This is a genomic window from Methylobacterium sp. 275MFSha3.1, assembly GCF_900108435.1.
GTDB lineage: Bacteria > Pseudomonadota > Alphaproteobacteria > Rhizobiales > Beijerinckiaceae > Methylobacterium.
On sequence record NZ_FNWP01000006.1, the window covers coordinates 257670 to 271314 of the forward strand.

Annotated in this window: 14 protein-coding genes; 10 read left to right on the forward strand and 4 right to left on the reverse strand. The window is 70.0% G+C overall.

The features are described from left to right. Window positions 1-43 precede the first annotated feature (43 nt). Window positions 44-1345, forward strand: coding sequence for a hemolysin family protein (locus BLW78_RS09205; protein WP_244491754.1), 1302 nt, complete (start codon window positions 44-46; stop codon window positions 1343-1345). A 124-nt stretch (window positions 1346-1469) separates the two neighbouring features. On the opposite strand, the gene BLW78_RS09210 is transcribed toward BLW78_RS09205, so the two are convergent. Next, window positions 1470-1721, reverse strand: a complete 252-nt coding sequence (locus BLW78_RS09210) for a hypothetical protein (protein ID WP_091678779.1) — start codon at window positions 1719-1721, stop codon at window positions 1470-1472. A gap of 303 nt (window positions 1722-2024) precedes the next feature. On the opposite strand from BLW78_RS09210, the gene BLW78_RS09215 reads away from it, so the two are divergent. The 3 genes from BLW78_RS09215 to BLW78_RS09225 all read left to right on the forward strand — a co-directional run bounded on the left by BLW78_RS09215 (window position 2025) and on the right by BLW78_RS09225 (window position 3165). After that, a complete protein-coding gene (locus tag BLW78_RS09215) occupies window positions 2025-2285 on the forward strand; it encodes a hypothetical protein (protein ID WP_056521516.1) in 261 nt (86 codons plus the stop codon). 222 nt (window positions 2286-2507) lie between these two features. After that, window positions 2508-2771: a hypothetical protein gene (locus BLW78_RS09220; protein WP_091678782.1), complete on the forward strand. Its 264-nt coding sequence runs from the start codon at window positions 2508-2510 to the stop codon at window positions 2769-2771. 142 nt (window positions 2772-2913) lie between these two features. Further along, entirely contained in the window at window positions 2914-3165 is a 252-nt protein-coding gene (locus BLW78_RS09225) for a hypothetical protein (protein WP_020091655.1), read from the forward strand. Between the two features lie 136 nt (window positions 3166-3301). Here the strand turns inward: BLW78_RS09225 and BLW78_RS09230 are convergent, their stop codons facing one another. Then, window positions 3302-3586 (reverse strand): hypothetical protein, encoded by a 285-nt coding sequence (locus BLW78_RS09230; RefSeq protein ID WP_020091654.1) that lies wholly within the window; start codon window positions 3584-3586, stop codon window positions 3302-3304. 304 nt (window positions 3587-3890) lie between these two features. Here BLW78_RS09230 and BLW78_RS09235 point away from each other — a divergent pair, with 304 nt between their 5' ends. The 5 genes from BLW78_RS09235 (at window position 3891) to BLW78_RS09255 (ending at window position 7866) form a co-directional block, all read left to right on the forward strand. Further along, window positions 3891-4565: a MarR family winged helix-turn-helix transcriptional regulator gene (locus tag BLW78_RS09235; protein WP_091678785.1), complete on the forward strand. Its 675-nt coding sequence runs from the start codon at window positions 3891-3893 to the stop codon at window positions 4563-4565. A 14-nt stretch (window positions 4566-4579) separates the two neighbouring features. Further along, complete coding sequence (locus tag BLW78_RS09240) at window positions 4580-5299, forward strand: hypothetical protein (RefSeq protein ID WP_091678787.1); 720 nt, start codon at window positions 4580-4582, stop codon at window positions 5297-5299. A 167-nt stretch (window positions 5300-5466) separates the two neighbouring features. Next, entirely contained in the window at window positions 5467-6468 is a 1002-nt protein-coding gene (locus BLW78_RS09245) for a catalase (protein ID WP_244526869.1), read from the forward strand. A 136-nt stretch (window positions 6469-6604) separates the two neighbouring features. Further along, on the forward strand, window positions 6605-7153 hold the full coding sequence (locus BLW78_RS09250; RefSeq protein ID WP_091678793.1) for a peroxiredoxin family protein: 549 nt from the start codon (window positions 6605-6607) through the stop codon (window positions 7151-7153). Beyond that, complete coding sequence (locus tag BLW78_RS09255; RefSeq protein WP_091678795.1) at window positions 7150-7866, forward strand: MOSC domain-containing protein; 717 nt, start codon at window positions 7150-7152, stop codon at window positions 7864-7866. The genes BLW78_RS09250 and BLW78_RS09255 overlap by 4 nt, the downstream gene beginning before the upstream one ends. Window positions 7867-7941: 75 nt before the next feature. On the opposite strand, the gene BLW78_RS09260 is transcribed toward BLW78_RS09255, so the two are convergent. Beyond that, on the reverse strand, window positions 7942-9534 hold the full coding sequence (locus tag BLW78_RS09260; RefSeq protein WP_091678798.1) for an FAD-dependent monooxygenase: 1593 nt from the start codon (window positions 9532-9534) through the stop codon (window positions 7942-7944). Window positions 9535-9867: 333 nt separating this feature from the next. Here BLW78_RS09260 and BLW78_RS09265 point away from each other — a divergent pair, with 333 nt between their 5' ends. Beyond that, window positions 9868-11490: an adenylate/guanylate cyclase domain-containing protein gene (locus BLW78_RS09265; RefSeq protein ID WP_091678800.1), complete on the forward strand. Its 1623-nt coding sequence runs from the start codon at window positions 9868-9870 to the stop codon at window positions 11488-11490. Between the two features lie 16 nt (window positions 11491-11506). On the opposite strand, the gene BLW78_RS09270 is transcribed toward BLW78_RS09265, so the two are convergent. Continuing rightward, the gene (locus BLW78_RS09270; RefSeq protein WP_244526870.1) at window positions 11507-13486 is read right to left on the reverse strand and encodes a M23 family metallopeptidase; all 1980 of its coding nucleotides are present in this window, start codon (window positions 13484-13486) and stop codon (window positions 11507-11509) included. Window positions 13487-13645 lie beyond the last annotated feature (159 nt).

The window sequence follows — 13645 nt, forward strand, 5'->3', positions numbered from 1 at the left end:
GGAGGTGTCGATTTTGGACGACGGTTGGGCGACTGCCTTAGGGTTGTTTGCCGTCCTCGCCCTGGTTCTGGCGAACGGCTTCTTCGTCGCAGCGGAGTTCGCCCTGGTCGCGGTGCGCAGGAGTCGCGTCGCCGAACTCGTCGCCGAGCGGCGCGTGAACGCGAAGGCGCTGCTCTGGGCCACGGACCACCTCGACGCCCACCTCGCGGCGACGCAGCTCGGCATCACCATCTCGTCCCTGGCGCTCGGCTGGGTCGGCGAGCCGGCGCTGGCCCACCTGATCTTGCCCACACTGACGTGGCTGCCGGACATGCTCTCGACGGCGGCCGCCCACACGGTCGCCGTGGTGATCTCGTTCGTCATCATGACGGCGCTGCACATCGTGCTGGGCGAGTTGGCGCCGAAGAGCCTCGCGCTCCAGCGCAGCGAGCGCACGGCCCTGGCGGTGATCCGTCCGCTCAGCGTGTTCCTGTTCGTGTTCCGCCCGGCCATCCTGTTCCTCAACGGGCTCGGCAACGGCGTCCTGCGCCTGTGCGGATTGCAGCCCGGCCACGGCGAGGGCGGCCACCACTCGACGGCCGAGCTCAACCTCCTGGTCGAGGCGAGCCGCGAGGCAGGCCTCATCCGCGAGGCTCAGCAGGAAGCGGTCGAGCGCATCTTCCGGCTGGGGGACCGCCGGGTCCGCGAGATCATGACGCCGCGCCACGAGGTCGAGTGGGTCGACCTCGACGGATCACCCGAGGAGATCACGCGGGCGGTCCGCGCCTGTAGCCACGCCCATGTTGTCGTGAGCCGCGGCGGCATCGACGAGGTCGTCGGCGTGCTGCGTAAGCAGGACCTGCTCGATCAGATCCTCGACGGGCGGACCCTCGATATCGCCACCGCCATGCGGCCGCCGAACGTCGTCCACGAGGGCATGACGGTTCTCACGGCGCTGGAGAGCTTCCAGCGCAACCCCGTGCAGCTGGCGGTGATCGTCGACGAGTACGGCAGCCTGGAGGGCATCGTCACGCAGACGGATCTCCTCGAGGCGATCGCGGGCGACATACCCGAGGTCGGTGAGGACCCGGCGGTCGTCGAGCGCGAGGACGGCTCGCTGCTCATCGACGGCATGATGCCGGCCGAGGACGCGTTCGAGCGTCTCGCCTTCAACGATCCGCCGGGCACGGACGACTACACGACTTTGGCCGGCTACGTGATCTTCCAGCTCGGCCGCATTCCGGCGGCGGGGGACGCGTTCGTGGCGGAGGGGTGGCGTCTCGAGGTGGTCGACATGGACGGCCGTCGCATCGACAAGGTCCTCGCCACCCGCTTGCCGGCGCGGGCGCCGGTCGGAGGGGCGTGAGCGCGTCGCCGGACCATCAATCGGCGCATGTCCAATCGGCGCATATGCCTGCGAGAATCGCGGGCGCGTCGTCTCGCGCGGCGGTAGCCGTCGACCGCGCGAGTTCGGAGCGATATCGCGACCGTCAGTAGCGATCGTAGCGATAGCCACCGTAACGTCGCCCTTCGTAGAAGCGCGCGTCCCTGCGTCCGTAGCCACCGAACTCACGGTGGCGGCGATAGCCGTGCGCGGGCGCCCAGGGTGGCGGGCCGCCGTGACGGAAGCCCCGCTCTCCGCGGGCCCAGGGCGGATCGGCGAAGGCGGCCGAGGTCGATTCGAGGATGCCTCCGGCCAGTGTCAGTGTGCCGAGCAGGATCAGCGTTGGCGTGCGGATCATGGATGCCTTCCTCACAGCGGGGGCGTCCCGCGTCGCCCCAGTTACGGTGCTCCGCGGCAAACCGTTCCCCGCCGTCGCGAAGGCACGAGGCCGGTCAGCTCGGAGCCTCTCCGAATAACCGCGCGGTCTTCAGGATCGCGCTGGTCCGAGAATAAGCACAGGTGGCGATGGAACGGCACAGGTTCCGGTGGAACAGGCGTTCACAGCGTGATCGTGCGCAGTCACGACGTCGATAGCGGCACGAATTGTCGGAACGGTCCCGGAGATCCTGCCGTTTAGGGGCTCCAAAACAGGAGACGCTCCATGACACGCTTGCCGATTATCGTCCTCGCCACCCTCGCACTCGGGGGCAGCGCCGTCGCCGCCGAGCAGGGGGCCTCGTCCAAGACTCCGGGCCACGAGATGCAGGATCGCGGGAGCCGGGCCGGGAGCCCGGGCGCGTCCGGTTACGCGCCGGGCCACGAGATGAAGTCCGGCGGGACCGACTCGACCGGTTCGACGTCGCGAAGCGGCGGAAGCACGACGGGCACCACCGGCACCAGCTCGACCGGCACCCGTCGCTGACACGACCGTCGTCCCGTCCGGCTATTTTGCTCGACGGGACGAACCAGCTGCAAGTCGAGCAATGCTGATCAATAAGGATCCGGGCTCGGTTCCGGCTCATGAGGCGCGGATCGTCGAAGATGAATTGTCGATGAACGGCAGGATTGATTAATTTCGTGAGCCGTGGAACGCGATGATTGGCGACTGCATTTCTCGTTTCAGTTCAATGAACGAGGTTGGAGTATGAAGAAGCTTATCACGACCCTGGTCGCCGGCACCGCGCTGCTGGGTGCAGCCTCTGCCGCTCAGGCCCATGAGTGGGGTGGCGGCTATGGCTACGGCTACGGTCCGGGTCACGGCCATTCTCGCGTGATCGTGCGCGAAGGCTACGGCGACGGCTATCGCGGCGTTCGCTTCGGCCACCGAGACTGGGATCGTCCGGATGTTCGCGTGATCGAGCGTCGCGGGTACGGTCATCGTCACCACGACAACGATTGGGACGATTGATCCGACCCGGATTCATGCGGAGCAGAGAGGCGCCCGGCCGGGCGCCTCTTTTTTTATTTCCGATCATCGGCGCACCGCATGCAACGGTTTGGCGCCCGTCCGGCTTTCTGAGCGGCTCATCGACACGAGGAACAGCATCGCTATGCCGGTACGTCTGATCACGACTGCTCTGCTTCTGTCCGCAGGAGCCACGGCCGCGCTCGCCGCGCCCATGTCGGCCGACGACAAGGCGGCGCTCCAGCAGCAATGCATGGGCGATTTCACGACCTTCTGCGGTGGCATGCCGCCTGACGATGGGCCCGAAACTCAAGCCTGTTTCGAGAAGAATATGGCCAAGCTGTCGCCGGGCTGCCAGGGCGCCATCCAGAGCTACAAGCAGGGCAAGAAGGGCTGATCCAACCCGGCTGTCGTCTCCCAAGATCGGACGCGATCAGCCTCGCCATCGGTCCCGCGCGGGTCTGATCGCACAGGCAATACAGCGGATCGAAGACCGTAGACGCGGGGGCGGCCCGAGCCGCCCCCGCCGGTGTTCAGTAGCTGTAGGACCGGCGTGGGTAGGCCTGGGGCGCGCCGTACCCGGTGTCGCGCGGCTGGACCCGCGACCCGTACTCGATCTCCTTGCGCCGCGCCTGCCGGTTGGCGAGGTAGCGGCCGCCCAGGCAGCCGGCGACGGCGCCGACGACGCCGCGCTCGGCGAGGTAATGGCCCGCCAGACCGCCGATGATCGCGCCCTTGATACAGCCCTTCGCCTCAGCCGCACCGACGCTCATGAGTGTCACGAGAGCGATGGCGGATGCTTGTCCCACGATGCGCATACTGATGCTCCTCTTCGATCCGGAAGAGAATGCACCTGCGTCACGACCGTTCCGGACGTCGGAAAAGGGGTCGGCGCCCCCTTGTTCGTCGCTGCGGAGGTCCGACTGTTTCGCGCGCGTCGCTTCGTCCTGATGTCGGCGCCGATCCTGTGGCTCCGCGACCGACGATCGTGCCGGACGGAGCCGTCGCCGTCGGAGGTCGTCCTCCGCAAGCAATGGCCCGTTCCGGAGCTGCGGTGCGCGTGCGGAGCGGCGGTTGCCACTCGGCTTGACTACAATACTTAGGACTCCTAATTATCGATCCATGGACCACGCGGCCGACCCAGATCCCGTCCTGATCCGCCTGCGCGAGGGCTTCGAGCGCGTCGCCCTCGTGCTGCGGGCCGATCTGTGGGCGGCCGCGGGCGATGCGGGCCTGAATCCGACACAGGCGCAGGTGCTGGCGCTGCTCGCGGGACGCCCGGCCGGCCTGAGGGCGAAGGAGATCGCCGCGCAGCTGGCCGTCTCGGCACCGAGCATGGCCGACACGCTCGCCGCGCTCGCCCGCAAGGCCCTGCTGACGCGTGCGCCCGATCCCGCGGATGCCCGCGCGGTGATCGTGCGCCTGACCGACGAAGGCCGCGCGCTCGGGCGCGCCCTCGTCGCGGCCACGTCACAGGTGATGTCGGCTCTGGCGCGGCTGACGCCGCCTGAGCAGGCGGATCTCCTCCTGACCCAGATCAAGCTCATCCGGACCCTGCAGCAGGCGGGCGCCATCCCCGTGCAGCGGATGTGCGTCAGCTGCCGCCATTTCAGGCCGAACGCCCATCCGGCCGAGGCCCAGCCCCACCATTGCGCCTTCGTGAACGCTGCGATCGGGACCCGGGATCTCCGGCTCGATTGCGGCGAGCATGAAGCGGCCGATCCCGACGTCCAGGCTGCCACCTGGACGTCCTTCGCGAATGGATCGCCGCCCCTCCGAGCACCACGAGAGACCTGAAAGGACACATCGTCATGACGAGGATCAAGGCACGGGGCGTCGGCCTCGTGGCGGCGGCTCTGTGCGTGCTCTCCACCGGCGCCTCGGCCGAGTCCATCCGGGCGCAGCCAAGTCCCGCTGTCCTGGCGTCGTTCGACATCGTCGAGACGACGATCGCGACCAGGGGCGACACCGCCGTCTTCACCACCCGGGTCCGGGGCGAGGCGGGCAAGGACAAGCCGGATGCCACCGGCAAGTTCGAGGGCTCGAGCGTCTACGCCTACGTCTGGCCGACGACCCTCGACAGCGACGCGATCGGCTTCGACAAGGCTCAGGGTATCGTGGCGCTCGCCGTCACCTTCCACCCCGATTTCGACGACGCGGCCTACGGTGCCAGGAACCGCCATGTCTGGCACCCGCACTGGGTGGTGCTCGCCAAGGACGCGGCCTGCGGCGGCGGCCTGAAGGTCGTCGATATCCCGGACGGCGCGAAGCCGAAGGTTCCGCCGACCTGGCCGAAGGTCCCGCTCCTGATCGACAGCCCGGACTACCCGACCACCTTCCGGGGCGACACGGTTCAGGTCGAGATCCCGGTCTCGCTCATCACCGGCATCAAGGGTGCCTCGTTCGACGGGGTGACGTCCGGCCTCAAGGTGAACGGCAACCTGCACGCGCCGCTGCTCTGCGTCAGCGACGTCTTCAAGGTCGCCTCGGGCAACCTGTCGCTGCCGGGCAAGGTGACCCCTCAGAAGTAGGACGCGCGACAGGAAGCGGTTCGGCGACTGCCATCGCCGAACCGCCGGAAGATCCCCCTCCGAGCATCAGAGAAGGACGAACCACCATGGCATATGCCCGCCTCGACGATCCACCCCCGGCCGCGGCCGGGCCCTCGCCGCGCGCAGACGTGATCGATCGCCGACCCGTGAGGGCGCCGACCGCGCCGAGGATCGCGGCGCTGGCACGCCTCGGCGGGATCCTTCTCGCGCTCCTCGCGCCGCCGACAGGGGCGATCGCCGCCGATGCCCAGGACCTGGTGGAGGCTCTGCGCACAGTCGCCGGCAGTCGGCCCGGCGTGCGCCCGACCTTCGCCAAAGGGCAGTGCGTCCGCGGCACCTACACCCCTGCGGCCGAAGTGGGACAGGTGACGCGGTCGATCAGTTTCACGCGGCCGTGGCCTCTCGTCGGGCGGTTCTCGGTCGGCGGCGGCAACCCGTCGGTGCCGGACGCGACCAGGACCGTTCTGCGCGGCTTCTCGATCAAGCTCCTGTCGGACGGTGGCGAGACCCATCTGCTGTTCGAGAACGCGCCGGTCCACTTCGCGCGGACCGTCGACCAGATGCTCGCGTTCCTGCAGGTCCGCGTTCCCGGCCCCGACGGCAAGCCGAATCCGGAGGCCATCGCGGCCTTCGCGAAGGCCAATCCGGAGACGACGCGCCAGGCGGCCTTCGTCGCCGGCAAGCCTGTCCCGGGCAGCTATGCCGGCCTCGTCTATTGGGGCGTGCACACGTTCACGGGGCTCAACGCGGACGGCCGTGCCGTGCCCTTCAAGTTCAAGATCGTGCCCCGAGCCGGCGAGATCACCCTCAGCGACGAGGAGGCGAAGGGCAAGCCTGCACACTTCCTGGCCGACGCGCTGCGGGAAGAGCTGTCGAAGGGCCCGGCGGGGTTCGACGTCGTGGCCCTGCTCGCCGGGCCCAACGACGATCTCGGCAGCGACATCACCCAGCGGTGGCCCAACGAGGACGACCGGAAGGCGGTCACCCTCGGCACGATCGCCGTGACCGGCATCGAGCCGAACGAGACCTGCGACCAGGGCACCTTCGACCCGGGACAGCTGGCGGACGGCATCGACGCGCCGAAGGACGAGATCTTCGCGGCGCGCCGCACCGCCTACGGGATCTCGTTCGGCCTCCGCTCCCAGTGAGCCTCCTCGGCCCGGCGGCTGCCACCGCCCGGCCGCCACACCCGCGGGCCGCGCCTCGACAGGGCGCCGCGCGGCCAGCGGCCGATGCGACCAGACGGCCGCCCGTCATCGACGACTGGAGCTCCGGAGAAGCGGCATGACCATCCTGGCCCCCGAACTCGTGACCGGTCGCTGGTTCAACACGCCCGCGCCACTTTCCCTCGCCGCGCTGCGCGGCACGGTCGTCGTGCTGCACGCGTTCCAGATGCTGTGCCCCGGCTGCGTGGCGCACGGCACGCCGCAGGCCGAGAAGCTGCACCGGATGTTTGCCGGCAACGGCGCGGTCGCGGTGATCGGCCTGCACGCGGTGTTCGAGCATCATGCCGCCATGACCGAAGTCGCCCTCGAAGCCTTCATCCACGAGTATCGTCTGACCCTGCCGATCGCCGTCGACCTCCTCGAGGACGACGGTCCGATCCCGCAGACGATGCGACGCTACGGTATGCGCGGAACGCCGACCACGATCGTCATCGACCGCGACGGACGCGTCCGGGAACACGCCTTCGGGCAGGTCGACGACCTCGCGCTCGGGATCCTCGTGGGCTCGCTGATCGCGGCACCGGGCACGGGATCGATGCGCGGGGAGTTGGCACCGGACGGGTGCGACGAAGCCGGCTGCCGGCTCACGGAGGAAGCGCGGCCATGACGGCGCCTCTTCTCCCACCCGTCCTCCCGCTCGTCCTCGCCGGCCCGGTCGCGCCGCTGGGACCGGACGGTCCGCCGAGCGGCATCGTCAAGAACCCCGTTCCCGCGCCGTGGCGGATCACGGCGACCGGTCTCGTGGGCGATGCCCAGGCCGATCTCCGGTACCACGGCGGTCCCGAGAAGGCGCTCCACCAGTATCCGCAGGACCATTACGCCGCCTGGGCCACCGAGATCGGCGATCATCCGCTGCTCTCCGCACCGGGCGCCTTCGGTGAGAATCTCGCCACGACGGGCTGGACAGAGCGCGACGTCTGCGTCGGCGACGTCGCCCGCTTCGGCTCGGCGCTGCTACAGGTCAGCCAGGGGCGCCAGCCCTGCTTCAAGCTCGACCGACGCTTCGGACGATGCGGGATGGCGCTCGCCGTGCAGAGAACGGGGCGGACGGGCTGGTACTGGCGGGTCCTCGAGGACGGCGTCGCCGAGCCGGGCGACAGGATCGAGCTCCGCGCGCGTCCGCGGCCGGACTGGTCGCTCGCGCGCCTGATCCACCTCTTCTACGTCGACACGCGCAACCGGTCCGAGCTGCACGCCGCGAGCGCGATCCCGGAACTGGCGGAGAGCTGGCGCCTGCTCCTGCGCCGACGCTTGCGGACCGGCGCGGTCGAGGACTGGTCGAAGCGCGTCACCGGACGGGATGGCGGGCCGGGCTCCTGATTGCGGGCGCGTCGATGCGGTTGGGCCTCGGACGAGGGGCCGGGCTGCCGGTCGGATGCCGGCCACGGCACGCGCTCATTGCGGGAAGGCCGACGGGAACAGGCGCCGGAGATGCGCGTGCAAGCCGGGCTCGCGCCACGTCCGGCCGCGCCAAGCGAGGTGCCCGTCCGGCCGGATCAGGCAGGCCATGGTCCCCGCGCCGTAAGCCTTACCGAAGGCCCCCGTCGGATCCGCGAGCGTCGTCACGCCCGGGATGGGCACCTCGCTGCCGATGACGACGACCCGGACGCGGGAACGGTGCTGGCGAGCCCAGATCGGCAGATCGGGGCCGGCCACGGCGTCCGACATCCCGGCAGGATGAATGAGGAGGACGTGCTCGGTGCCTCTGAGTTCGTCGAAGAGCCGCGTCGGGAAGCCGAGTCCGTCGCGGACCAGCCCGTTGACGTCGGGCGCCCGGTCGCCGGCCCTCGGGCCGGCCTCCGTCGGCTCCGTCGCGTCGCCGGCGATCCAGGCCGTGTTCCGGTAGCTGACGAGGACCTGCGTGTCGGCGAGGCGGTCCGGCGCGCCGCCGCGCTCCCGACCGTATCCCTCGCTCGCCGTCCGGGTCCGCGCGATCACGTCCGCGCCCACCGGGCGCCGCTCCCCCTCGTAGCTGTCGAGGAGAGCCTCGGGGCTGGCGCCCCGAAGAACCAGGGCGAGCTTCCAGGCCAGATTGTAGGCGTCCTGGATCCCGGTGTTCATCCCCTGCCCGCCGGTCGGCGGGTGGATGTGGGCGGCATCGCCCGCCAGGAAGCAGCGGCCGCGCCGATAGGCGGCGGCGAGGCGCATGCTGATGCGGTACACCGACGACCAGCGCAGATCCGACAGGCGCGAGCCGTCCGGCAGGAGATCGTCGGCCACGGCCTGCAGGTCGGCCAGCGACGGGCCTTGAAGCTCGGCCTGGAACCCGTGGTCCGACCCGCCCGCCGGCACCAGATGCTGCGGCGCGAGCATCGAGACGCGGTAGCGGCCCGGCTCGGGGAGCGGGATGGCGATGAACATGTCGGGCGGGGCGTCCTCGTTCAGTCGCAGCGCCCGGACCGCGAGGCCGTAGGGTACATTCCAGGCGATGTGCACGTCACCGAGCATGAACGGCCAGGGATAGGCCTCGCCCTCGAACGGGATGCCGAGCTGGCGTCGGACCGTGCTGTGGGCACCGTCGCAGCCGACGACGTAGCGGAAGTGCGCCTCCGCGACCGCACCGTCCGCCTCCTGCAGGTGCGCGCGGATTTCGGCGCCGTCCTGCTCCAGGGCCGTCAGGCGCAGGCCGCGCTCGACCCGGACGCCAAAGCGCTCCGCCTGACGGTTCAGTACGCGCTCGGTCTCGAATTGGGGCAGACCGAGCGACGCGTAGGGCAGATCGAGCGGTGGACTAACCGCGTCGATTGGCGGCTGGCCGTGCAGGATCGTGCGCAGGCCCGTGAGCCAGAGACCCGCGTCGATCATCTCGCGGGCGAGGCCCATGTCCTCCCAGACTTCCAGCGTGCGCGGGGTAACCCCGATCGCGCGGCAATAGGGCGACGGCCGCGCCGCAGCATCGACGACCCGGCAGCGCGCCCCGTGCCGGGCGAGTTCGCAGGCGAGCGTCAGACCGACCGGACCGGCCCCCACGATCAGTACATCCGCCATCGCATCCTCCCAGGACCGATCCCGAATCGTCCCAGCGCCCGCACCAATCTGAGATGGCCTGGCCGGAATCACGCCGTCGACGCGCGGACTATAGGTGCCGTTCGCGGGATCCGCCGCAGGCACGGCTCAGCGCGTTCCGGAGAGCCGACGGCGGAGGGCGCGCCACGACCTCCCCAAGTCGATTGATTTCGTCGACTGTGTTTCGCGCAGACATTGCATTGATGCCGCGGTTCGGGGTGCGCCCGAAAAGTCAATGCTTCTCCGGAAAGACATCATTGTATATGGAGCTGACCAGTATGGGGGCCGTGTCCTGGCGTCCCGGGGTCGCGAGAGATGTCGAGTTTCGACGAGTCGGTCGCGCGCCAGCAGCGGTTCATGGGACCGCTCCTGGTGGCGGCGATCCTGTTCGGCCTGGCCGGGCTGCCGGTCGCGGTCTGGCTCGACCTGCGCGGACTGTCCGAGCGCATGCTCGCCACGCAGGCGATCGAGACCGGCCGGATCATCGACCAGATGCGCAGCTTCTACGCCAGCGACGTCGTCCAGGCGGTCAACGCCGCGACCGGCCGGGTCGAGACGCGTCACGATTACAAGGGGGTGCCGAACGCGATCCCGATCCCCGCGACGCTCTCCCTGGAACTCGGCGAGCGGATCAGCGGCGGCGACGGCGCGGTGAAGTACCGCTTCGTCTCCGATCTCCCGTTCAAGGACCGCAAGCCGCACGATCTCGACAGCTTCGAGACCCAGGCCCTGGCGGACCTCCGGGCGCACCCCAAGACCGGTTTCGTCAGCGAGACGACGGGGTCCATCTTCGACCGGCAGGTGCGCATCGCGGCGCCGATCCGCATGGAATCCGCCTGCGTGCGCTGCCACAACGCCCATCCCCTGAGCCCGAAGACCGACTGGAAGGTCGGCGACGTCCGCGGCATCCAAGAGATCGTCCTGCACCAGCCGATCGCCGCCAACGTCTTCGCCTTCAAGTACCTGCTCGGCTACTTCATCCTGGCGGCGCTCGCCGGCACCACCTTCCTGCTGCTGCAGGCGCGCCAGTCCCGCCTCATCGACCGGATGAACAGGGAGCTGACCGAGTCGAACGGGTTCCTGGCGTCGGTCTCGGTGCAGATCGCCAAGTACATCTCGCCCCAGGTCTACAAGAGCATCTTCAGCGGCGAGCGGGACGTGTCGGTGGCGACCGAGCGCAAGAAGCTGACGATCTTCTTCTCCGACATCAAGGACTTCACCGCGACCACCGAGCGCCTGCAGCCCGAGGAACTGACCGCGCTGCTGAACGAGTACCTGACCGAGATGACCGCCATCGCGGTCAAGCACGGCGGCACGGTGGACAAGTATATCGGCGACGCGATGCTGGTCTTCTTCGGCGACCCGGAGAGCCGGGGTGTCCGCGAGGACGCGCAGGCCTGCGTTCGAATGGCGATCGAGATGCAGAAGCGCCTGGGCCAGCTCAACGCCCGCTGGCGGCGATCCGGCATCGAGCGCCCGTTCCAGGCCCGGATCGGCATCAACACGGGCTACTGCAACGTCGGCAATTTCGGCAGCGACGAGCGGATGGACTACACGATCATCGGCGCGGAGGCGAACCTCGCCGCCCGCCTCCAGGCGGCCTCTGTCCCGGGCGGCATCACCCTGAGCTACGAGACCTACGCGCTGGTGAGCGACATCGTCCAGGCGAGCCCGCAGGAGCCGATCCGCATGAAGGGCATCAGCCGCGAGATCGTCCCCTACGCCATCGAGGGCGACCTCACCGCCGAGGCCCCGGAGACGATCTTCTCCGAGCACGCCCGGGGGATCGACTTCTACGTCGACGTCGACGCCCTGGAGATGGAGGGCGCGGCGCGGCTCCGGAAGCGCCTGCTCGACACGCTCGCCGCCGTCGACCGCCGGATGACCGGGGCGGGCACCCCCTCGGATGACGGCACGCGGCCCTCCGCGGCCGGCTGAGGTCCGGGCGACCGCGTCAGAGCGGCAGGGTGGACATCGCCAGGGCGCCGTGGTGGCGGAGCGCGTTCGTGGCCGCCACCTGCCGCTCGAAAGCCGTCATCAGCCTGGGCGAAACGCCCTGGCTGTCGGGCAGGCGGATCGTCATCGGGTCGAGGAAGCGCCCGTTGACGCTCACCTCGTAGTGGACGTGGGGGCCCGTCGAGAGGCCGGTCGAGCCCATGTAGGCGATGACCTGCCCCTGATGGACGGTCGCGCCGACCTGAATGCCGTGCGCGAGCCGCTGCAGGTGATTGTAGGCCGTCACGTAGCCGTTGGCGTGGTGGATCTCGACGCGATTGCCGTAGCCGCCGCGCGGGCCCGCATACGCCACGGTCCCGTCGCCCGTCGCCATGATCGGCGTGCCGGCCTTGTTGGCCCAATCGACGCCGTTGTGGAAGCGGGCGTAGTGGAGGATCGGATGGACGCGCGTGCCGAAGGGCGAGGTGATCCGCCCGTCGGCGATCGGCATGCGCATCAGGAACTTGCGGAGCGAGTTGCCTGTCTCGCTGAAGTAGCTCGCCGTCCCGGCCTCGGGCGCCTCGAAGCGGTAGGCGCGGTGCTTCACCCCGCCGAGCGTCAGGGCGACGTAGCGCACCTCCGGCGGGCCGCCTGCCTTCTCGCTCGGGCTGAACAGCACCTCCAGCCGGTCGGACGGGGCGATCCGGCGCTGCATGTCCAGGCCGAACGCGAAGATGCCGACGATGCGCTCGGCCAGGATGTCGGGCAGGCCGTTACGCAGGACCGCCTCGTAGATGCTCCTGTAGAGGCTGGCGCCCGAGCCCTCTCCGTCGCCGTCGTCACCGGAACGCGACGCCGCGACCTGGGCCGACGGCGGCGCCACCGTGACGAAGCCGCCGGAATCCCGTTCCGCGACGATCTCCTCGACGCCGCCCGCGCCGTAGAGCGTCACCCGGGCGATTCGGCGCGCGGCCTCGCCGGCGCGCGACCGGACGAGGAGCAGGTCAACGTGCTGCCCCTCGGCCAGCCCGATGCGGGCATGCTCGCTGAAGGCGGCCAGGATGGCGGTCACGCGCGCCGGCTCGGCGCCGTTCGCCGCCAGCGCGTCGGCCAGAGTCTCGCCGCGCTTGAGCACGACGTCGTGCGTCTCGGTCAGGCTCAGGCCGGAGGCGGGCTGGGTCTCGGCGAGGTCGGTGATGTTCTCCGGGACGACCCGCACTTCGATCGCGTGGAACGGGTCGCGGCCCGTATCGGCGCCGGCGGCGGTCGCGGCGGCGTCGGCCGGCGCGGCGACCAGGATCTGCGAGAGCAGCCGCTGCGGCGCGAGCGGCACGGCGATCCGCGGCCCCGTCTCGCGCGCCTCATCTGACTGCCTCTCCACGAGGGCCGTGACGTCCTCGTCGCTCAGGCCGGGCGCGTCGTCGGGAACCGGCGTGCCCGCGAGCGCGGAGCGCGTGATCGTGACCGTGGTCGCGGACGGATCGTCCACCGGCTCGTCTGCGACAGGGGCGACCTCTCCGTCCGCGGCGAGCTGGCGCGTCGGATCGAAGGGTGGGATCTGCCCGTCGACCGCGTCGCCGGAGGACAGGCTCGTGACCAGTCGCACGAAGGGCTGGGTCCGGATGATCTCGCGCGCGCCGACCTGGTGGGTCACCGGCGCGGAGAACTCCTCCCGGTCCGAGGCGACGAGTTGGCGCCGCACGAGGCGGTCGCCGCGCTGTCCGACCACCCCTTGCCCCTCCGCGACCTGGGCAGGCCCCTGGCGGAATGTCGGCTTGGCCGGCGCGAGATCGCTGTCGACGGACATGCGGAGCGCCGCCCCCATGAGGGCCGCGCCGCAGGTGGCGATCAGGCAGCTGGCGCAGAGCCAGCGCAGGTTCAGCCGTCGCCGGTCGAGCGGCGTCGTCACTCCGTGGGTCGGGGCCGCGACCGGGCTGAGCGACAGGGACCTGCGCAGAATGGGCAGCTCGCCGCGCGGTGCTCGTCCGCCCTCGTCCATCCGGTCCCCTCACGCTCAAGCTCGCCGCTTCGGCGGTGAGTGCGGCCTGAATGAGGCTGCGACTTGCGCCTGGCGCGACGCTCGTCCGCTCAAGAAGCGCACGTGTCGGGCGCGGTAGCGGCGGGCAGGACGGGGCATTCGTCGACCGCCCACGATCGT